Origin of the sequence: Rhodococcus sp. O3, from assembly GCF_048897285.1 — a bacterium.
Taxonomy (GTDB): Bacteria; Actinomycetota; Actinomycetes; order Mycobacteriales; family Mycobacteriaceae; genus Rhodococcus.
Genome location: NZ_JBMBTE010000003.1, coordinates 59,804 through 79,729, shown reverse-complemented (window position 1 = coordinate 79,729; position 19,926 = coordinate 59,804). Strand labels below are relative to the sequence as shown.

Sequence of the window (19,926 nt, the reverse complement as noted above, 5' to 3'; positions counted from 1 at the left end):
CGCGGTGGGTGCGAAGTCGTTCACGTTACAGTGGGGGCGGATTCCGAAGCGGTAAGCGCATTTCGCGGTCAGCCCAGCAATGCAGCCTCGAGCGCCGTCCGCACGGCCTCGGGTTCGGGCGCGACGACCGTGACGAGCGGGGACACCGCGGTCGCGGCGAGCAGATCCGCGGCGCGGCCGGTGCCCGCCAGCACGAGAACCGGGCGCCCCTCGGCCAGCGACTGTGTGACGTCGTCCCGCGCGATCCCGCCGCCGTTCGCGAGCACCGTGACGGTCGGTGATCCCAGGGCGACGGCCTCGGCGACCGCGCCCAGCCACGGCGTCTCGTCGCCCCAGTGATCTCCCTCGACGGCGACGATATGGGTGTGATTCGGTTCCAGCGCGGCCGAATCGGGCAGTGTCCCGTCGTGTCCGGGCCAGCGCACCGTTCCTTCCGCGACGATCCCGAGATGCACCCCCTGAGCGCCGCTCCGGCGGCGTTCCCGCCCGACCAGTCCGATGACCCCGGAGTCCGTGCCGCCGTCGATCAAGGTCGCGCCGAAGGATTCGATCGTCGCCACGAGCGGAACGAACAGACGCTCGCAGAGAGCGGCGTCCGACGGTGCCATGCCATCCGCACCCCCGACGAGGACCACTGCGGGGGCACCGGGGGACACACCGGTTGCCCGCAGCAGTGCGGTGAGTCCGTCTCCCGGTCGCGGCGGTGTACCCGGCGGGATACGGATCAGGGCCAGCTCCCGTCCACCCACCTCGACCACGTCGCCGCCGACCGTCACGCCACCTCCCTGGCCCGGGGTGCGCGGTGTGCGAGCGCCGCGCGGAGGGCACCGACCGTGATCGCCTCGTTCGCCGAGTACGTGCCGCCCTTGTGATTCAGCCGCGGGATGTCGACGCCGCCTGCGTGGTGCAACCCGATGAGTCGCCACTGGTCGTCGAACACCGGGCTGCCGGAGCTGCCTCCCTCGGTGGGCGAACGATAGTGCACCCGGGTGTCATCGTAGTCGAGCACGATGTTGTCCTGGAGCGAGAACTGCGGCTGCTGAAGACCGCGCGGGTGCCCGATCAGATACGCGCGGGGCGGACGGGGTTCGAGTGCGGGCAGGCGTGCTGCGACGGGCAACGGCTCGACGTCGCCGGGCCAGCCGTCCAGTTCCAGGACGGAGGTGTCCAGACCCGCGCCGTCGGACGGGGCGTACCACCAGCAACGCACCGGCCGGAACCGGTCCGTGCAGGCGTCCCGCGCATGGAACACGACCACCGCGTCGGCGGCGGCAACCCCCTCGGGCACGACATGTCCGTTGGTGACGAGCACCCGCTCCGGCAGGTCCGGATGCAGATCCCGGCCGACGACGACGAACCCGGTCCCCACCCCGTCCTCCGACGGTGTGCACACCTGCGCGACCGCACGGCACCGCGACAGCCCATGGCGGTACCACGTCAGCGACTGGTAACGGTCGTGGCCGAACACCTTCTCGAGGTGGGCGAGCCGGGCCGTGCCGACCTCGCGATCGCGGACCAGCACGCCGCCGCCGTCGCGGTGCAGAAGCGCCGAGCGCAGCAGCGGCAGCATGGTGTCGCCGGGCTGCGCGGCGGTGGTCAGTTCCCACACCTCGACCAGTTGCCGCAGTAGTGCGGCGATCTTGAACGCATCGACTCCCGGATCGGCGAGAAACGCGTCGAGCCAGGAATCGGCACCTGCAGGATCGCCGAGCGCGACCTCCGCTTCGCAGGCGGTCGCGGCGGCCCACGCGTCGGGTTCGGCCGCCGTCTCGATCGCACCGAGCACCTGGGCGGCGAGTGCGCGGGACAACACGGCGGGATCGGTGATGCCGGGGACAGCGAGGCCGTCCCGATGTGCGCGGGCGAGCAGGGCTGCCGCGTTGATCGCGTGCCACGGCCGGGCCGGTGCCTCGTCACGCGCTGTCAGATACGCGTCGAGCGACGACCGCAGGTGATGCGCCCGACGCGCGGGGTCGCCGGTGGTGAGGAACAGCTGTTTGTGGCACCGGCCGATCCCACCGCGCGCCTCGACCCGCTCCGACGCCGGCGTCTGCGGATCGTCGGCCAGCTCGGAATACAGATGCAATGCGGCCGCCGGCATACCCCGGTCGACGAGCGCCTGGGCGTACTGCCGCCGCACCGCAGGAAGGTCCAGTCCGCGACCCAGGGCGGCGTCCGCGACGGCAATCACGTCGTCGAATCTGCGGTACCGGCGCAACCCGGCGAGCATCCACATGACCTCTGCCGGAGGCTGTTCGTCCGGTCCGCGGAGGAATCGGCAGTACTCCTGGACGATCCGGCCCACCTCCGGCCAGTCGAAAGTACCTGCGGAGCAGGCGATCCGGTCGATCCAGGCGACGTCGACGGTCGTCATTCCAGCACCTGGCGCAGGAAATCTCGGAGTCGGGGCTGGCCGAGATACTTGCCGATACTGTGCCGCCAGCTGCCGGTGTTCGACACCCCGACATCGGTGACCTTCCGCTGTCCGGCATGCAGGAAGTCGCCCGCGATCTGCCGGTCGAGCAACCCGCAGACCGGGTCGAGCGGGTCGTACACGTTGGTCCACCGGCCGTCGCCGAGGCACCGCGCCGGCCAGCCGTCGTTGCGTGTCCACGGTGGCGTCAGCCCGTCCTGGACCTCCGAGATTCCCAACGGACTACCGACGGTGAGCAGTGCATCCACGCGTGGGGCGTCGTCGATCGCGGTCAGGGCGTCGTAGGCGATGACGCTGCCAAGGCTGTGCCCGACGACGATGTGGGGACCGGGCTGGGAATCGCTCTCCTGCAAGGCTTTCAAGGCACGTTCACGGATATCGCTGCGGATCCGGAAGGTTTCGCCCGGTCGCGGTGTGAACGAAGCGTCGTAGAGGAAATGATGCACATCGCGCAGGAACACCTGCATCAGTCGCTTCTTCATCGCGGGTGGCAGCGGGATCGCCTCGAGTTCCGTGTCCGGCAGCACGAGCGTTTCACACTCGCCGGGAACGGGTTCGACCGTGGCAACTCCGACTTCGCGGCCCAGACGTTCGACGAACCGCCGCTCGTCGTCAGGCAATTCGCAGATCCAGTCCGGATCCTGAACCTCGAACTCGGTGGGATCGTCCGGCCCGAGGGTGGACTCGTGGGCGGTGAACGCGGCAGCGGGCTGCGCGTAGAGCGTGTCCGCCCAGTACACCATCGACGAGGTGACACCCATGGCGTCGAGATCGAGGCCGTCGTCGTCGAACAGTGCGATGCGCCATTGGTCCAGAAGTTCGTCCGGGGCGGGCTTGTTGCCGATGCCGTGGACGAACGTTACGTGAGGCATGGTGGTACTCCTTCGTCATTCGGTGTCGGGAGGAAGGTTTCGGCACACTGTCTCGGGATCGATGTCGGGGGATATCCACTCGCGCCATTCCTCTTCGGTCATGTTGCGGGTGAGTTTGGAGCACAACATGTCCGTCGCCTCCTCCGGTGTCGACGGTGGAATGTTCCACATCCGGAGGGTGCCGTCTGTCCCGCCCGAGACGAGGCGCCGTCCGTCGGAGGTGAATGCGATGGCCGCTACCCACCCAGCGTGGCCGGTTATGGGTACCGCGATCAGCCGGCCGGTGGCGGCGTCCCAGAGACGGATGTCGCCCTCGGAGCCGCCGGAGACGATGTAGCGACCATCCGGGCTGTACTTGACGCTGGTCGGCCCGCCGCGGTGTCCGAGCATCTCCGATCCGAGGAGTCGCCCGGTCTCGACGTCCCACTGCCGCAACGCGGAGTCCGTTCCACCGGCGACGATGCGTGTGCCGTCGGGACTGATATCGACGGGGAATGTGGCTGCCTTGTCCCCGGATTCCACGCCGAGCGACTGTCCGGTTTCCGGATCCCACAGCTGGAGACCTTGGACGAACGAAACCGAGAAGATCCGGTGGCCGTGTGCGGTGAACCCGACTTGCCGCACTTCGGTCCCGACTCGGATCGGATCGCCGATCGGTGCGCCGGTGTCGGCGTTCCAGAGTCGAATGGTGCCGTCATCGCCGCCGGATACGAGGCGGTGGCCGTCGGGGCTGAAGTCGATTGCGTTGATTGTGCCCTCGTGCAGAGCTTGGACGGGATCGCCGATCGGTGCGCCGGTGTCGGTGTTCCAGAACCGGATGGTGCCGTCGTCGCCTGCGGAGGCAAGCCGGTGGCCGTCGGGGCTGAAGTCGACGTACTTGACGGCACCCTGTTGTCCGGTTGGAGGAGATCCGACGGGCTGGCCGGCGCCGATGTTCCAAACACGCACGGTGCCGTCGCTGCCGCCCGAGGCGAGTAGATGCCCATCGTCGGTAGCCGTGACGACCTCGATGGTGCCGTTGTGCCCGCTGAGCGCCCCAAGCGGTTTCGCGGTGTCGAGGTCCCACAGACGTAGTGATTCGTCTTCCACACTTGCGGAGACGATGCGATGGCTGTGCGTGTCGGTCATGACGCCGTAGATCCTCCCGGCATTGCCGGTCACCGGCAGGGTGGTCGTCGCGTCCCACGTTCGCACCGTCGCGTCCCACCCTGCCGAAAACAACTGCCGGCCGTCCGAACTGAACGCCACACTGGTCACGGGCCCCTCGTGACCGGTGAGGGGTACGCCGACGGATTGTTGCCGGTCGGTGTCCCAGGCTCTGATCGTCCCGTCGAAACCTCCGGAGATGATGCGTCGTCCGTCGGCGTCGAAGGAGACACTTGTTGTCGGGCTCGGGGCGATCATCGGACTGCCGATCTCACGGTGAGTCGCGACATCCCACAGCCGTACAGTGCCGTCGTCGCTGCCCGATACGAGTTGCCGACTGTCCGGGCTGAACGCGAGTGCAGCGATGAGCCGGGTATGGCCCGTCATCGTCTCACCGACGAGGTTGTACTCGGGGGTGGACATATCCCACAACCGGATTCCGTTGTCTTCGCTTCCGGTAGCGAGCCATCGTCCGTCCGGGCTGAACGCGATCGACTGCACCGAACCGCCGACGAGATCGGTCACGGGTTCGCTGTCGAGCTGTCCGGTGCTCGGATCCCACCAGCGGAGCGCCCCATCGTAGTGTGTCGAAAGGATCCGGGATCCGTCGTCGGTGAATGCCAGGCTCGACACCATCGTCGGCGAGTCGTTTGTCGGGGTGCCGATCGGCTGGCCTGTCGCGGAGTCCCATACACGGACGGTGCCGCTGTAGTCGCCCGACGCGATTCGCGTTCCGTCCGGACTGATGGCCACCCGGAACACGGCCGCGTCGCCGTGCTGCATCGGGTCAAGGACGGAAAGACCGGTCTGCGAATCCCACACGCGAACTGTGCCGCCGTCGTCGCCTGTGACGATGCGCGTCCCGTCGGGGCTGTAGGTGGCGCTGTGGATCATGGCCGGAGCTTCGAAGATCTTCAGGTTGTCGCGACGGGCGACAAGCGCGCCGAGCAGTACGCCGGCGTCTGTTTCGGCGACGTGGGGGGCGGCGAGCAGCTGATTGATCGCACGAACCTCACTCCCGCTGCTGGCATCCGCGAGAATCGACTGGGCTTCGGCCACCAGCCGCGACGCGACCGCCTCGTCCCTTCGGGTGTCGGCGAGGTGATCCGAGCGCAGCGCCCAGCCGAATGCGGCGGTTGCGACGAGGGCGACGACGACCATCGCCGCCAGTACCGTCTGCAACCTCCGTGACTGCTTGTGCAGTACGGTGGCGTATTCCTGAGCCTTTTGTCTCGCTTCGGTTGCCGCAGCGGCCAGCGCTTCCGCCGCCTCCTGCTTCTCGCGCGCCGCTTCCAACTCCGCTTCGCGGCGGCGCTTCTCGTCGGCAACACGTCGGTCCTCCCGTTGCCGTGATGCGAGGAGGTACGGTCGTACGGGACTCAGCCTGTCCCGGAAACCCTTTCGCGCAGCCAATGCCTCGGCGTCGGTCAGGCGCTCGCCTTCGAGTAACCACGCCTCTTGCCGATTGTTTTTCCGCCACGCCGCGGAGGCCCGTTCGAGCACGTCGGCCTCCCGGAGGTTGTCGCGTTCCTCGTGGAGCCAGCCGGCGAGATCGGTCCACTGCCGCAGCAGGCTTTCCAGGGCGACTTCGACGACGACATCGCCGTCGCGCTCACCCTTCACGAGGAGCCGTCGAGCGACCATCGCGTCGAGCAGCGGCCGGCTCGGCGCAGGCAGGTCCGACCACCGGGCGAGACGGCGCATCGGCTGGTCGGTGTACTGGTCGATGTTGGCCAGCCACGGGACGAACGCGGTGCGCAGGTGCTCGAGTTGTGTGCTGCGTTCGTCGGGATCGGAGGAAAGCAGGTTGTCGATCTCGGTCTGGACGACCGCGTGCATGCCGCCCATCGCGGTGTATTCGGCGAGGGTGAGTCGCGCGGAGCTGCCGTAGTCCTCGTAGAGCCGGGCCATGGTGAGGGCCAGCAGCGGGAGGGTGTCGGCGCCCTGCCCACACGCGGACAGCAGCCGGTTCAGCAGGGCGGGCTCGACCTCGAGGGGACGTCCCGCGGCGGTGGCGCGGGCCGCGGGACCGCACACGACTTCCTTGAACTCGGTGCGCGGCATCGGCTTGAGTTCGTTGAACAGTTCGGATCGCACGTCCGCCAGCTCCGGGACTGTCTGCAGCGTCTCGAAACGGTCGGAGCGAATCGTCGCTGCGATGAGGAGCAGGGGTTCGTCGTCGCCGGGGGAGTGACGTGTGAGCCGGGCGAGCAGTGTCAGAAACTGCGATGTCTCGGGGCCTGCGTCTGCTGCGAACAGTTCTTCGGCCTGGTCCACCGGCAGGATCAGGGTGGGAAGGGGTGTGTTGCCGGTGTCGTGGAGCAGCCGGTCGGATGCCTTCTGCTGAATCTCTCGCAGCCACTGGGTGACCCGTGTGGCGTCGCCCGATCGGCACGCCGCCTTGATCTCGCCCAGCGGGGGCGTGGGCAACCCCAGTTCGGTGCGTGTCGTATGAACCGCGCGGGCCAGTCCGTGCTCGCCGGTCAGCGCGGCGCGCTCCGGACGCACGATGCCCAGGGGAAGGAAGTGTCTGTCGTCGCGGCGCAGCCGTGGGAGCAGGCCCGCTCGCAGAAACGACGACTTGCCCGCACCGGACGGTCCCAGAACGACGAACAGCGTCGCGGACCCCGACGCCCGCATGCCCCGCAGCTTGTCGAGTCCACTGATGATCTGCTCGTCGCGGCCGAAGAAGACGGCGGCGTCCTGCTCTTCGAGAGGTTCCCACCCGCGGTAGGGAGCCCGGTCCGGATCGCCGGGCGGTGGCCACGCGAAATGTTCGGCACCAACCCCGGCGTCACGCAGGCCGCGTAGCAGCCTTCGCAGCCCCTCGGTACGGAACACGATCGGTTCGCCGTCGACCGTGATCTCGGTGGTCGGCCCGTCACCGAACAGGTCGCAGTGTTGCCATTCGTGGGTGTACCGCCCAGCCGTCGCGTCGAGCCGGGCGCAGAAGATCCGCTTGTTCAGATTTTCGGCGGTGCGGTATTCGTTGGTGCATTCCTGCGACGACTCCCAGTCGGTCGACAGCAGGCACACGACGGCCTCGCAGCGTGCCGCGGTCTGCGTGAGTGCATCGCGCCACCGCACACCCGGCGCCAGCCCGGTCTCCGGATCGATGTCGAGGAAGATCTCGCCCGCGAATCCGGGTTCCTGCTCGACGAGCCACCGTTTCAGCGCGACCGCCTGCCGGCTGTCCCGGCTGGAATGGCTCAGGAAGATGCGGGTCATCGTCTGCTCCGCTCGCTGCGGGGAAACTATGACCTCAGCGTTCCGCGCGGTGTCGTCGCAGGCACGAGTAGTCGACTACTCGATTTTCGCGGTCACCCGCCGATCGACGCGGTGACTGCGAATCCGCTCACTTAGCACGTTGGTTGCCAGGATGAGCGGATTCCGAATCGGTGGGCGAGTTCGACGCGGGGAAGTCGCGTTCGATGCGCAGGGTGCGGATTGTGGTCGCCAGACCGTCGTATTGCGTGACCAACAGGCAGAATTCGATCAGGCGGCGGACGTCGAGGTGTTCGGCCAGCGCCGACCACGTCTCGTCGGTGAGGTCCTTGGTCGCGACCAGTTCGTCGACTGCGGTGAGCAGCGCACGGTGACGCGGGCTCCACCCCTCGGCCTGCGGCCCTTCGATGAGGCGTTGCAGGATCTCCGCGGTCACGCCCGCGCGACGACCGAGCCGCACGTGGTGGTCCATCTCGTAGTCGCAGCCGCGCAGGTGCGCGACGCGCAGGATGATCAGCTCCGATTCGTGGCGGGGGAGCTTGCCGCCGCCGGGCAACAGCTTGGCGGAGTAGTGCAGCCAGCCGCGGAACAGGCCACCGGAGCGACCCAGTGTGCTGAACAGCTGCGCGTCGGACGTTCCCGACGCCAGCGACAGAACGCGCCAGGTGATCCAGTTGACCGGGCCGAGCTGAGCGAACCGTCCGGGCGTGATGCGGGGCGTCATGCGCGCTAGTCTCGCACGGCTCGCGAGAGCCGGGCCATCGTCCGCGCCGCCTCGGTGCGTTGCATGATCGCCGCGCACGCGTCGACGATGTGCTCGCGCAGCCGGGTGTGCGCGTCGTCCAGTCTTCCGTCGAGTACCGCCTCCGCGACGGCGATGTGCTCGTCGACGGCGCGCTCCACCCGTTCCGGGCCGAGCTCGTCGAACATCCGGACCGTGCGTACCTTCGCGTTGACCGAATCGAGCGCGTCGCACAGGGCGTCGTTCCCCGACGCGGCGAGCAGCGCCAGGTGGAACTCCTCGTCGAGCGTGACGAACCCCGAATCGGGAGCCGGCGGATCGCTGCGGAAGCGGTACCACCGTTCGAGTTCGGCCCCGAGCACGTCCCGGTCGTGGACGACCACCCCGGACACTGCGCGCATGATGCCGCGCAGTTCCAGCGTGGCCCGCAGCTCGTAGAGGTCGCCGAGGTCCTCGAAGCGCGGACGGTACGGGAACAGCCCGTGTTCACGCCGCTCGACGAGACCCTCGGAGACGAGGCGGGCCAGGGCCTCCCGCACCGGTGTGCGGGAGACCCCGTACAGCTCGGCGAGCCGTTCCTCGCTGAGGCGCTCGTCGGGCGAGACGGTGCCCGCTGTCAGATCGGCGCGCAGAGCCCGGTAGACGCGCTCCCGCCGGGTGCCGCCGGAGAACATCAGATCGCCATCGCGCTGCGAACGGTACGAGCGGCGTCGGCGCCTCCTTCGCCGGTCGCGGTGATGCGTCCCGATTCCAGGACGTAGTAGTGGCGGGCGTTGGCGAGGGCGAATCCGATGTGCTGCTCGACGAGCAGCACCCCCAGGTCGCCGCGCCGGCTCAGGTCCACGATCGTCTTCTCGATCTCCTGAACGACGGACGGCTGGATGCCCTCGGTCGGTTCGTCGAGAATGAGCATCCGCGGGCGGGTGATCAGCGCGCGGGCGATGGCGAGCTGTTGGCGCTGGCCACCGGACAACAGGCCCGCGCGGCGATCGAGCAGCGGAACCAGCGCGGGGAACAGATCGAGCATCTCCGCGATCAGCGCCTTGCCGTTCTTACGGCCGTCCGCGACCACCTGCAGGTTCTCGGCGCAGGTGAGCTGCCCGAAGGACTGCTGGCCCTGCGGAACGTATGCGAGACCCCGGGCCACGCGGGCCGCCGGACGCAACCCGGTGATGTCCTCACCGTCGAACAGGATCTTGCCGACGGTGACCGGCAGCAGCCCGACGGCGGCCCGCAGCAGGGTGGTCTTGCCGGCACCGTTGTGGCCCATGACGGCGACGACCCCGTCGGACGGGACGGTGATCGTGGCCCCGTGGATGATCTCGGTGCGTCCGTAACCGGTACGGACGTCGACGAGTTCGAGCATCAGAGCGCCTCCTCGAGGCTGGCGGTACCCAGGTAGACCTGCTGGACCTGAGGATCGTTCTGCACTTCTTCGACGGTGCCCTCGGCGATGACCTTGCCGCGCGCCAGCACCGTCACCGAGGTCGCGAACGCGCGCATGAAGTCCATGTCGTGTTCGACGACGACGACGGTGCGCTCGGCACCGATGCGGCGCAGCAGCTGGCCGGTCTCCTCGCGTTCGTCGTGGCTCATGCCGGCGACGGGTTCGTCGAGCAGCAGCACGTCGGAGTTCTGCACGAGGAGCATGCCGATCTCGAGCCACTGCTTCTGGCCGTGCGCGAGGATCCCGGCGGGGATGTCGCGGTGGGCCCCGAGGCCGGTGGTTTCGAGGGCCTCCTCGATCTGCGGCAGCACGTCCTTGCGGCGGCGCAGCATCTGCCACGGGCTGCGGCCGGCGCCGGCGGCGATGTCGAGATTCTGCAGCACCGTCAGTTCCTCGAACACCGATGCCGTCTGGAACGTGCGGCCCACGCCGAGCCGGGCGATCTTGTGGACCTTCTTGCCGAGCAGTTCGACCCCGGACTTGGTGACCGACCCGGTCGCGGGGACGAGACCGGTGATGGCGTCGACGAGCGTGGTCTTCCCGGCGCCGTTGGGGCCGATGAGGAACCGCAGATCGCCCTGCAGCAGGGTCATGTCGACGCCGTCGACTGCGGTGAAGCCGTCGAACTGCACTCGCAGATCACGGATTTCGAGGTACTGGCTGGACATTCCGGCGTTGCCGCCGAAAGTGGGTTCGGTCATCGTGCCGGCTCCATCTCGGTGTTCTCGGCGGTCGGTTCGATATCGGGTTCCTGTGCGGGGGCGTCGCTTCCGGTGCGCTTGCGGCGCCGGAGCGTTGCGATCCCGGCGAGTCCGGCGGGGAAGAATCCGACGACCACGATGAACAGCAGGCCCTGCGCATACGTCCACGCGGACGGGAAGCTCTCCGACAGCGACGTCTGCGCCCACGCAACCCCGATCGCGCCGAGCACCGGCCCGAGCAGTGTGGTGCGGCCACCGATCGCGACCCCGATGAGGAACGCGATGGACGGCACGATGCCGATGTCCGCGGGCGAGATGATCCCGACGATCGGCACGAACATCGCACCGGCGATGCCGGCGAAGAACGCGGCGACCGTGTAGGCGACGACCTTGACGGTCGCGGGGTCGTAGCCGAGGAACCGGACGCGCTCCTCCTGGTCGCGGACTGCGACGAGCAATTCGCCGTAGCGCGAGTGCATGAGCTGGCGGGTCGCGGCGACGACGAGCAACAGGATCGCCGCGACGATGAAGAACAGCATCCGCTTGTTGACCGGATCGGACAGGTCGTAACCGAAGAACGTGCGGAACCGGTTGAGGCCGTTGGATCCTCCGGTGCTCTGCTGGCCGACGAGCAGGATCGCGAACGCCGCGGCGAGAGCCTGGGACAGGATCGCGAAGTAGGCGCCCTTGACGCGTCGCTTGAACACGCCGAGGCCGAGCAGCAGAGCCAGCAGGGCGGGCACGAGCAGGATGCCCAGCAGTGTCACGAGCGGCGACGTGAACGGCACCCAATACGCGGGCAGTTCACGGATACCCGCGATCTGCATGAAGTCCGGGACGGTGTCGCCGCGCACCTCGGCGTCGGCGATCTTCAGGTGCATCGCCATCATGTAGGCGCCGAGGCCGAAGAACACGCCCTGGCCGAGGGTCAGCATGCCGCCGCGGCCCCAGGCCAGGCCGATGCCGGCGGCGACGATGGCGAAGCACAGGAACTTCGCGAGCAGATTGAGGCGGAAGTCGGACAGGACGGCGGGGGCGAGACCGAACAGCACGAGCGCGGCGATCGCGAATCCCGCCCACGTGCGGACCGGTCCGGGCCGGGTGAGAACGGACATCAGACCAGGCTCCTTGTCTTGACCGCGAACAGACCTTGCGGGCGGATCTGCAGGAAGACCACGATGATCACGAACACGATCACCTTCGCGATCGACGCGGTGGTGGAGTATTCGATGAACGAATTGAGCAGGCCGAGCGCGACCGCGGCGATCACGGCACCCTCGATGCGGCCGAGACCGCCGATGACGACGACGAGGAACGCGTCGATCAGGTACGACTGCCCGATCGTCGGGCTCGTCGAGCCGATGAGGGTCAGCGCGACCCCTGCCAGGCCGGCGAGTCCGGAGCCGAGGAAGAACGTGGTGATGTCGGTGCGCCGGCTGGAGATACCGACGGTCTCGGCGAGATCGCGGTTCTGCACGACCGCCCGGATGCGACGGCCCATCGGTGTGTACTTCATCGCCACGATCAGCGCGACGACGCACACGGCGGCCAGCACCAAAATGAACAGGCGGGTCTTCGGAACCACCGCACCCAGGACCTCGACACCCCCGGACAGCCATTGCGGGGCAACCACATTGACCGCCGGTGCACCGAAGATGTCACGGGCGGCCTGCTGCAGCAGCAGGCCCACGCCGAACGTCACGAGCAGTGTGTCGAGCGGACGATGGTACATGCGGCGGATGAGCGTGACCTCGAGCAGCACGCCCATCGCACCGCCGACCAGGAAGCCGACGAGCAGGGAGATCAGCAGTGAGACTCCGGCCGCGGAGATCGCCTGCTGCACAACGTATGCGGTGTACGAACCGGCCATGATGAATTCGCCGTGGGCCATGTTGATCACGCCCATCTGGCCGAACGTCAACGACAGGCCCAGCGCTGCCAGCAGCAGGATCGAGCCGATGCTCAAACCCGTGAACAGCTGTCCTACCACGACATCCATATCGCCCCCTTCCTCGTCGGCTTCCCGGTCGTATCGGCTCAGCTACCGGACAGGCTCGAAGCCCAGTCGTAGCTCTTCAGGTACGGGTCCGGCTCGATCGGGGAGCCCGAGTCCCACACGGTGTAGATCAGTCCGTCGCCGCGGATCTCACCGATGCGTGCGGTCTTGGCGATGTGGTGGTTGTCGCCGTCGATCGTGACGGTGCCTTCGGGAGCGTCGAACGTGACGCCGTCGGCTGCCTCCTGGATGTCGGCCACGGCGAACGAGTTGGCCTTCTCGACGGTGTTCTTCCACAGGTAGACCGAGGTGTAGGCGGCTTCCATCGGATCCGAGGTCGGCTTGTTCGCGCCGTACTTCGCCTTGTAGGCGTCGACGAACGACTTGTTCTCCGGGGAGTCCACCGTCTGGTAGTAGTTCCACGCGGTGAGCTGGCCCTCGATGTTCTGGGCGCCGATGCCGACGACCTCCTCCTCTGCGATGGACACCGAGACCACCGGCATGTCAGCGGCTTTCAGGCCGACGTTGGCGTACTCGCGGAAGAATGCGACGTTGGAGTCGCCGTTGAGGGTGTTGAACACCGCGTCCGCGTCGGCGGTGCGGATCTTGTTGACGATCGTCGAGAAGTCGGTCGAGCCGAGCGGGGTGTAGTCCTCGCCCTTGATCTCGATGCCGTTGGCCTCGGCGTAGGCGCGGATGATGCGGTTCGCCGTCTGCGGGAACACGTAGTCGCTACCGACGAGGTAGAGGGACTTGACGCCCTTCTCCTTCAGGTAGTCCAGCGCCGGCACGATCTGCTGGTTGGTGGTCGCGCCGGTGTAGAAGATGTTCGGCGACGATTCCAGGCCCTCGTACTGCACCGGGTAGTACAGCAGTGCGTCGTTGTCCTCGAACACCGGCAGCATCGCCTTGCGGCTCGACGACGTCCAGCCGCCGAACACCGCAGCGACACAGTCGGAGCTGATGAGCTTCTCGGCCTTCTCGGCGAACACCGTCGGCTCGGACGCTCCGTCCTCGGCGACGATCTGGATCTGCTTGCCGAGCACACCACCTGAGGCGTTGATCTCCTCGACGGCCAGCGCGATCGAGTCGCGAACGGTGACTTCGGAAATTGCCATGGTGCCGGACAGGGAGTTCAGCGAACCGACCTTGATCGTGTCGCCGGAGGTGTCGACGCAGGATTCGCCCGTCGCGCCGGTCGCGGTGTCACCGGCCTTGCTGCCGCAGGCGGTGAGAAGCAGACCGGCAGCCGCGAGTGCCACCGGAACGGCGACGGCACGCTTGGCGAATGTGGACCTGGCAACTGACATGGAGATGCCCCCTTGTTTGGAAGATGAGAAGCCTCGGTTCCCCGGTGTATCCGGGCTGCGTATACAGCGCTGTATTCGTCGGCCAAACAGTAAAGGGATGGTGTTGCGCGGGTATATCTGCTTGTGACAATTGGATGTTCGATGTTTCGTCTGCGTGAACTCACCCGTGGACGGGGCCCGATATCCGAGCGAATGTACCGCTCGTCTCCTTCATCCGACCGAATGTGCCGCTCGCTCGGAAAGGGGAGGGGGAGGCGAGGGAAGGGGAGGGGAGGGGAGGGGAGGGGAGCGAGGGGGAGGCGATGGGAGGGGGGGCGGACAGCATGCGACGACCCGGCGGCACGGGTTCGCGTGTGGCGTCGGGTCGGTGGACGGGGTCAGCGAATGAGGTAGGGCGAGACCGAGCTGCGGTGCTCGTTGATGTCCAGCTCCTTGCCGAGTGGTGGGAACGCGCGCTGCGGGCAGTTGACGCGTTCGCAGATGCGGCAGCCTGCGCCGATCGGGGTGCCGGGGTTGGAATCGTCGAGGTCGAGGCCGTCGGCGTAGACGAGTCGATGCGCATGGCGCAACTCGCAGCCGAGGCCGATCGCGAACGTCTTCGACGGCTGCCCGTAGCGGGCCGCGCGGCGTTCGACGGTCCGCGCGACCCACAGGTAGCGGCGGCCGTCGGGCATCTGTGCGATCTGCGTCATGATCTTGCCCGGATACGCGAAGGTCTCGTACACGTTCCACAGCGGGCAGGTGCCGCCGCTGGTGGAGAAGTGGAAGCCCGTGGCGGACTGGCGTTTGGACATGTTGCCGGCCCGGTCGACGCGGACGAACGAGAACGGCACCCCTCGCAGTTTCGGCCGCTGCAGGGTGGAGAGCCGGTGGGCGATCGTCTCGTAACTGACGCCGTAGAACGCAGAGAGCCGTTCGACGTCGTAGCGGAAGTCCTCCGCGATCTCGTGGAACTGTGTGTACGGCAGGATCATCGCCGCCGCGAAGTAGTTCGCGAGACCGAGGCGTGCCAGCGAGCGTGAGGCATCGGACGTGAAGATGGCGTCCTCGACCATCTTGTCGATGAGATCACCGCATTCGAGGTAGGCGAGCTCGGTGGCGAGTTTGAAGACCTGTTGCCCGCCGGACAGCTGAGGAGCTATCTCGAGGGTGCGGGTCTCCGGGTCGTATCGGTGCAGGACGTTCTCGCCGAGATCGATGCGCTTGACGATCTGCACGTCGTGCACGGAGGCCATCCGCTTGGCGATCTCGCCGCCGACGTCGCCCCGGTGGAACCTGATGCGATTGGCGAGTTCCTCGGCCGCGGTGTCGAGCTCGTGCAGGTAGTTCTGCCGCTGGTAGAAGTAGTCGCGCACTTCCTCGTGCGGCATCGTGATGGCGCCGCTGCCGCTGCCGTCGCTGTACCGGTCCTCGGTCGCGGCCGCGAGCTGGGCGGTGGTGTTGCGGAACCGGCGGTGCATGTTCACCATCGCCCGGGCCAGCCCGGGATGCGCGGCGACCATCTCGGCGATCTCCTGGGCGTCGGCTTCGATCCCCATCTCCTGGTCGAGCGCGACCTCCCGCATCTCGGCGATCAGGCGTGTGTCGTCCTGGGAGGAGAAGAAGGTGGTGTCGACGCCGAAGACCTCACTGATCCGCAGCAGTACGGGAACGGTGAGGGGGCGGACGTCGTGCTCGATCTGGTTCAGGTAGCTGGCGGAGATCTCGAGGGTCTTGGCGAGTGCGGCTTGGCTGAGGCCCCGCTCGGTACGCAGCTGACGCAGGCGGGCTCCCACGAAGGTCTTGGCCATCCGCCCAGCGTACGACCAGCTGCGAAGCTTTGCAACGAAGTGTTCGCAACGTGTTAATCGTGTCGCGCGGAAACGACCTGCTGGGGACGGTCGGCACCGAGCCACGATCCGGGCGCGAACGCCTCGTAGTGGATCGACTCGACGGGTACTCCGCGCGCGACGAGGCCGTCCCTGACCGTGCGCATGAACGCGACCGGCCCGTACACGTACACCGTGGCCCCCGGCGGGATGTCGAGATCGTCGACGGGTGACCGCCCCTGCACGTGGAACTCTTCGAAATCGTTGTAACGCACCTGCATCCGCGCATTCGCCAGCCGGGAGACGAGGTCGGTGATGTCCGCACGACGCGCATGGTCGTAGGGGGAGTGGTCCACGTGCAGCGCGACGACGGGGCGCCGCGGGTCGGTCTCGGCGAGGCTCTGCAGGGCGGTCAGTGTGCTGGTGATGCCGATGCCGGCGGAGATCAGCACCAGCGGGTTGCCGCCGGCCTCGACGTGGAGGCTGCCGAAAGGGTGCGAGACGATCAGTTCGTTGCCGGGACGGACGGTGTCGAAGAGGAACGAGGAGACCAGCCCGTCCGGTACCCGCTTGATCGTGATGGCCCACTCGCCCGGGACCCGCCCTCGCACGAGGGTGTACTGCCGGATCTGACGAGTGCCGTCGGGGAGTCGCACGCAGATCGAAATGTATTGTCCTGGAAGGAAATCGGGTAGAGGTCGCCCGTTGAGTGAGCGCATGACGAAGGTTGCGACGTTGGCCCCGTCGTGTTCGACCTCCGAGACGACCACCAGTCGCCACACGTGTCCGTGGGGTACCCCGGCCGAGTCGTACAGCGCGGCTTCCTGCTTGATGAGCGAGCCCGCCATGAGCGTGTAGACCTGGTGCCAGGCCGCTGCGACGGCCGGGGTCACCGCGTCGCCGAGCACCTCGGCGATCGCGGCGAACAGGTGGAAGCGGATCATTTCGTAGTGCCCGGCCTGGATGCCGATCGACGCGTGCTTGTTGGCGATCCGGGACATGATCGCGTCGATGTCCTCGGGCTGCTCGGTGATCAGGAGCTTGGCGAACGCGGCGACCGAACTCGCGAGTGCCTTCTGCTGCTCGCGGTTGCGCTGGTTCGTGCGATTGAACAGGTCCGTGCACAGCAGGGGCGCCGCGGTGAACAGGCGCTCGTAGAACCGTTCGGAGATCCGGCCGATGTGGGCCTCCACGGCGGGCAGTGTGGCCTCGATGACGTCGTACGACGTAGGGGAAAGGATGACCGCTCCTCTGCTCGTAGGGGTGGGCGAGACACGAGCAGCTGCGCAGGCAGGTGTGCGCGACGGGTCCAGCCCCGACCTGGTCGTCGCGAGTCATGTTACGGCCGATTGCAGGAATCCTCGCGATCGAGGTACGAGGAAAATCCCTGCTCGAACCTCCCGGCCGGTGTGAAACCCCCCACATCCGCGGCCGGGGCGACCCCCGAGGCGACCGGTCCCGCGGGTCCGGTGTCGTGGAAGGCTCGCCGACGGGTGCGCCACGAATGCCGAGGTAGAGCTACTCGCCGGTAACCAATGGGGTCGTTTGCAAGGTCGTTGGAACGGCCATTGATTTACAAACTTTGCAAAGCTCCCGCGAAAGCTAGCCAAGGTTGGCATTTGTAACAGGTAGACGGCCTTTTTCGGCTGTGTCATTGTCATTGTGTACATCCGAACGGCACGCGAAGGGTGTGAAGTCGTACGCACGTACTGCTGAACACCCGGAGCGGATTCGAATCTAGAGAGTGGAGCTTTGATGTCGACCACCGGCACCCCGCGGACCGCTGAGGAAATCCAGAAGGACTGGGACACCAACCCCCGCTGGAAGGGCGTCACCCGTAACTACACGGCCGAGCAGGTCGTGAAGCTGCAGGGCACCGTCGTCGAGGAAGCCACCCTCGCCCGTCGTGGCTCGGAGATCCTCTGGGATCTCGTCAACAACGAGGACTACATCAACTCGCTCGGCGCCCTGACCGGCAACCAGGCCGTGCAGCAGGTCCGTGCCGGCCTCAAGGCCATCTACCTGTCCGGTTGGCAGGTCGCCGGTGACGCGAACCTCTCCGGCCACACCTACCCGGACCAGTCGCTGTACCCGGCGAACTCGGTTCCGCAGGTCGTCCGCCGCATCAACAACGCGCTGCTCCGCGCGGACGAGATCGCCAAGGTCGAGGGTGACACCTCGGTCGAGAACTGGCTCGCCCCGATCGTCGCCGACGGTGAGGCCGGCTTCGGTGGCGCCCTCAACGTCTACGAGCTGCAGAAGGCCATGATCGCGGCCGGTGTCGCCGGTTCGCACTGGGAGGACCAGCTCGCGTCGGAGAAGAAGTGCGGTCACCTCGGTGGCAAGGTGCTCATCCCGACCCAGCAGCACATCCGCACCCTGACCTCGGCCCGTCTCGCGGCCGACGTCGCGGACGTCCCGACCGTCGTCATCGCCCGCACCGACGCCGAGGCCGCGACCCTCATCACCTCCGATGTCGACGAGCGCGACCGCGAGTTCCTCGACGGCACCCGCACGGCCGAGGGCTTCTTCGGTATCAAGAACGGCATCGAGCCCTGCATCGCCCGTGCGAAGGCCTACGCCCCGTACGCCGACCTCATCTGGATGGAGACCGGCGTGCCGGACCTCGAGGTCGCCAAGAAGTTCTCCGAGGCCGTCCGCAGCGAGTTCCCGGACCAGCTGCTGGCCTACAACTGCTCGCCGTCCTTCAACTGGAAGGCTCACCTGGACGACGCGACCATCGCGAAGTTCCAGAAGGAGCTCGGCGCGATGGGCTTCAAGTTCCAGTTCATCACCCTCGCCGGCTTCCACTCGCTCAACTACGGCATGTTCGACCTGGCCCACGGCTACGCCCGCGAGGGCATGACCGCCTTCGTCGACCTGCAGGAGCGCGAGTTCAAGGCGGCCAAGGAGCGCGGCTTCACCGCCATCAAGCACCAGCGTGAGGTCGGTGCCGGCTACTTCGACACCATCGCCACCACGGTCGACCCGAACACCTCCACGGCTGCTCTGAAGGGCTCCACCGAGGAGGGCCAGTTCCACTAGGAACAGGCTTCGAAGTCACACACCGCGGCGGGATCCGTCCCGGACTCCCGCCGCGGTGACTTCACCCCAGCCGTACCGGCTGGACTCAGCAAGACCCCTGCGACGATCCGGTCGGTGGATGATCCCCGCCGGATCGTCGTGCAAGTACCCCCCTACAGACCACTCCGTGCAGGACCACCTGTGCAGGACCACCCTGTGCAAGACCCTCCACGACCAACCCCACATGACGAGAAGGAGCTGACGTGACCAGCGAAAAGATTCAGCGCGTCGGCGTGATCGGCGCCGGGATCATGGGCGCAGGTATCGCCGAGGTGTGCGCGCGCGCTCATGTCGACGTACTGGTGTTCGAGCAGACCCGCGAACTCGCAGCTGCCGGACGTGCCCGCATCCTCCGGTCCCTCGACCGGGGCGTGAGCAGCGGAAAGATCACCGAACGGGAGCGGGAGCAGGCCGCGTGGCGCCTCCGGTTCACCTCGGACCTCGGTGACTTCGCGGACCGTCAGCTCGTCGTGGAGGCCGTCGTCGAGGACGAGAAGGTCAAGAGCGAGATCTTCGCCGAACTCGACAAGATCGTCACGGACCCGAACGCGGTGCTCGCGTCGAACACCTCGTCGATCCCGATCATGAAGCTGGGCATCGCCACCAGCGCCCCCGAGCGCGTCATCGGCCTGCACTTCTTCAACCCCGTGCCGGTGCTCCCGCTCGTCGAGCTGGTCACCACGCTGAAGACCAGCTCCACGGTCGCCCAGCGCGCCGAGGCCTTCGCCGCCGACATTCTCGGTAAGCAGGTCGTCCGCTCCTCGGATCGTGCCGGCTTCATCGCCAACGCGCTGCTCGTGCCCTACCTGCTGTCGGCGATCCGGATGGTCGAATCCGGCTTCGCGACGAAGGAGGACATCGACAAGACGATGGTGCTCGGCTGCGCCCACCCGATGGGCCCACTCGCGCTGACCGATCTGGTCGGGCTCGACACCGTCAAGTCGATCGCCGACTCGATGTACGAGGAGTTCAAGGAGCCGCTGTATTCGGCCCCGCCGCTGTTGCTGCGCATGGTGGAGGCCGGCCTCGTCGGCAAGAAGTCGGGTGCCGGCTTCTACGAATACGCCGAAAACGGTCGGGCCTCCAAGAAGGCCAGCTAAGCAGTAGGTAGCACCACACCGTACTTCGGCGCCCGTGCCCGACAGCAGTGCCACCTGCGCA

14 protein-coding genes and 1 pseudogene are annotated in these 19,926 nt (G+C 67.2%); 2 read left to right on the top strand and 13 right to left on the bottom strand.

Going from position 1 to position 19,926, the window contains the following annotated elements; translation table 11 throughout:
- Positions 1–68 precede the first annotated feature (68 nt).
- The 13 genes and pseudogenes from ACN675_RS02255 to ACN675_RS02195 all read right to left on the bottom strand — a co-directional run bounded on the left by ACN675_RS02255 (position 69) and on the right by ACN675_RS02195 (position 16,922).
- On the bottom strand, positions 69–776 hold the full coding sequence (locus ACN675_RS02255; RefSeq protein WP_420749364.1) for a hypothetical protein: 708 nt from the start codon (positions 774–776) through the stop codon (positions 69–71).
- The gene (locus ACN675_RS02250; protein WP_420749363.1) at positions 773–2,374 is read right to left on the bottom strand and encodes a trypsin-like serine peptidase; all 1,602 of its coding nucleotides are present in this window, start codon (positions 2,372–2,374) and stop codon (positions 773–775) included. Before ACN675_RS02250 ends, ACN675_RS02255 begins: the two co-directional genes overlap by 4 nt.
- The gene (locus tag ACN675_RS02245) at positions 2,371–3,306 is read right to left on the bottom strand and encodes a hypothetical protein (RefSeq protein ID WP_420749362.1); all 936 of its coding nucleotides are present in this window, start codon (positions 3,304–3,306) and stop codon (positions 2,371–2,373) included. Before ACN675_RS02245 ends, ACN675_RS02250 begins: the two co-directional genes overlap by 4 nt.
- 15 nt (positions 3,307–3,321) lie before the next feature.
- Entirely contained in the window at positions 3,322–7,680 is a 4,359-nt protein-coding gene (locus ACN675_RS02240; protein WP_420749361.1) for a TIR domain-containing protein, read from the bottom strand.
- A 190-nt stretch (positions 7,681–7,870) separates the two neighbouring features.
- Positions 7,871–8,401 (bottom strand): annotated as a pseudogene (locus ACN675_RS02235) (carboxymuconolactone decarboxylase family protein); the annotation flags it as partial.
- Positions 8,402–8,406: 5 nt separating this feature from the next.
- A complete protein-coding gene (locus ACN675_RS02230) occupies positions 8,407–9,093 on the bottom strand; it encodes a GntR family transcriptional regulator (protein ID WP_420749360.1) in 687 nt (228 codons plus the stop codon).
- Positions 9,093–9,785: an urea ABC transporter ATP-binding subunit UrtE gene (urtE, locus tag ACN675_RS02225; protein WP_420749359.1), complete on the bottom strand. Its 693-nt coding sequence runs from the start codon at positions 9,783–9,785 to the stop codon at positions 9,093–9,095. The genes ACN675_RS02230 and urtE overlap by 1 nt, the downstream gene beginning before the upstream one ends.
- Entirely contained in the window at positions 9,785–10,567 is a 783-nt protein-coding gene (urtD, locus tag ACN675_RS02220; RefSeq protein WP_420749358.1) for an urea ABC transporter ATP-binding protein UrtD, read from the bottom strand. The genes urtE and urtD overlap by 1 nt, the downstream gene beginning before the upstream one ends.
- Positions 10,564–11,682: an urea ABC transporter permease subunit UrtC gene (gene urtC, locus ACN675_RS02215; RefSeq protein ID WP_420749357.1), complete on the bottom strand. Its 1,119-nt coding sequence runs from the start codon at positions 11,680–11,682 to the stop codon at positions 10,564–10,566. Before urtC ends, urtD begins: the two co-directional genes overlap by 4 nt.
- Positions 11,682–12,566 carry an urea ABC transporter permease subunit UrtB gene (gene urtB / locus ACN675_RS02210; protein WP_420749356.1) on the bottom strand — a complete coding sequence of 295 codons (885 nt, stop codon included), beginning with the start codon at positions 12,564–12,566 and terminating at the stop codon, positions 11,682–11,684. The genes urtC and urtB overlap by 1 nt, the downstream gene beginning before the upstream one ends.
- Before the next feature lie 38 nt (positions 12,567–12,604).
- On the bottom strand, positions 12,605–13,873 hold the full coding sequence (gene urtA, locus ACN675_RS02205; protein ID WP_420749355.1) for an urea ABC transporter substrate-binding protein: 1,269 nt from the start codon (positions 13,871–13,873) through the stop codon (positions 12,605–12,607).
- A 377-nt stretch (positions 13,874–14,250) separates the two neighbouring features.
- Positions 14,251–15,663 carry an acetate metabolism transcriptional regulator RamB gene (ramB, locus tag ACN675_RS02200; protein WP_420749354.1) on the bottom strand — a complete coding sequence of 471 codons (1,413 nt, stop codon included), beginning with the start codon at positions 15,661–15,663 and terminating at the stop codon, positions 14,251–14,253.
- 53 nt (positions 15,664–15,716) lie between these two features.
- Positions 15,717–16,922 carry an FAD-binding oxidoreductase gene (locus ACN675_RS02195; protein WP_420749411.1) on the bottom strand — a complete coding sequence of 402 codons (1,206 nt, stop codon included), beginning with the start codon at positions 16,920–16,922 and terminating at the stop codon, positions 15,717–15,719.
- A gap of 514 nt (positions 16,923–17,436) precedes the next feature.
- Between ACN675_RS02195 and aceA the strand changes: the two genes are divergently transcribed.
- Together aceA and ACN675_RS02185 are read left to right on the top strand one after the other, a co-directional pair.
- Entirely contained in the window at positions 17,437–18,726 is a 1,290-nt protein-coding gene (aceA, locus tag ACN675_RS02190) for an isocitrate lyase (protein ID WP_420749353.1), read from the top strand.
- A 242-nt stretch (positions 18,727–18,968) separates the two neighbouring features.
- Positions 18,969–19,865: a 3-hydroxybutyryl-CoA dehydrogenase gene (locus tag ACN675_RS02185; RefSeq protein WP_197255106.1), complete on the top strand. Its 897-nt coding sequence runs from the start codon at positions 18,969–18,971 to the stop codon at positions 19,863–19,865.
- Positions 19,866–19,926 lie beyond the last annotated feature (61 nt).

Bases quoted from the DNA above. Each gene is read 5' to 3' on its own strand.
- ACN675_RS02250 (WP_420749363.1), bottom strand. From the start codon at position 2,374: ATGACGACCGTCGACGTCGCCTGGATCGACCGGATCGCCTGCTCCGCA.
- ACN675_RS02245 (WP_420749362.1), bottom strand. From the start codon at position 3,306: ATGCCTCACGTAACGTTCGTCCACGGCATCGGCAACAAGCCCGCCCCG.
- ACN675_RS02240 (WP_420749361.1), bottom strand. From the start codon at position 7,680: ATGACCCGCATCTTCCTGAGCCATTCCAGCCGGGACAGCCGGCAGGCG.
- ACN675_RS02230 (WP_420749360.1), bottom strand. From the start codon at position 9,093: ATGTTCTCCGGCGGCACCCGGCGGGAGCGCGTCTACCGGGCTCTGCGC.
- urtE (WP_420749359.1), bottom strand. From the start codon at position 9,785: ATGCTCGAACTCGTCGACGTCCGTACCGGTTACGGACGCACCGAGATC.
- urtD (WP_420749358.1), bottom strand. From the start codon at position 10,567: ATGACCGAACCCACTTTCGGCGGCAACGCCGGAATGTCCAGCCAGTAC.
- urtC (WP_420749357.1), bottom strand. From the start codon at position 11,682: ATGTCCGTTCTCACCCGGCCCGGACCGGTCCGCACGTGGGCGGGATTC.
- urtB (WP_420749356.1), bottom strand. From the start codon at position 12,566: ATGGATGTCGTGGTAGGACAGCTGTTCACGGGTTTGAGCATCGGCTCG.
- urtA (WP_420749355.1), bottom strand. From the start codon at position 13,873: ATGTCAGTTGCCAGGTCCACATTCGCCAAGCGTGCCGTCGCCGTTCCG.
- ramB (WP_420749354.1), bottom strand. From the start codon at position 15,663: ATGGCCAAGACCTTCGTGGGAGCCCGCCTGCGTCAGCTGCGTACCGAG.
- aceA (WP_420749353.1), top strand. From the start codon at position 17,437: ATGTCGACCACCGGCACCCCGCGGACCGCTGAGGAAATCCAGAAGGAC.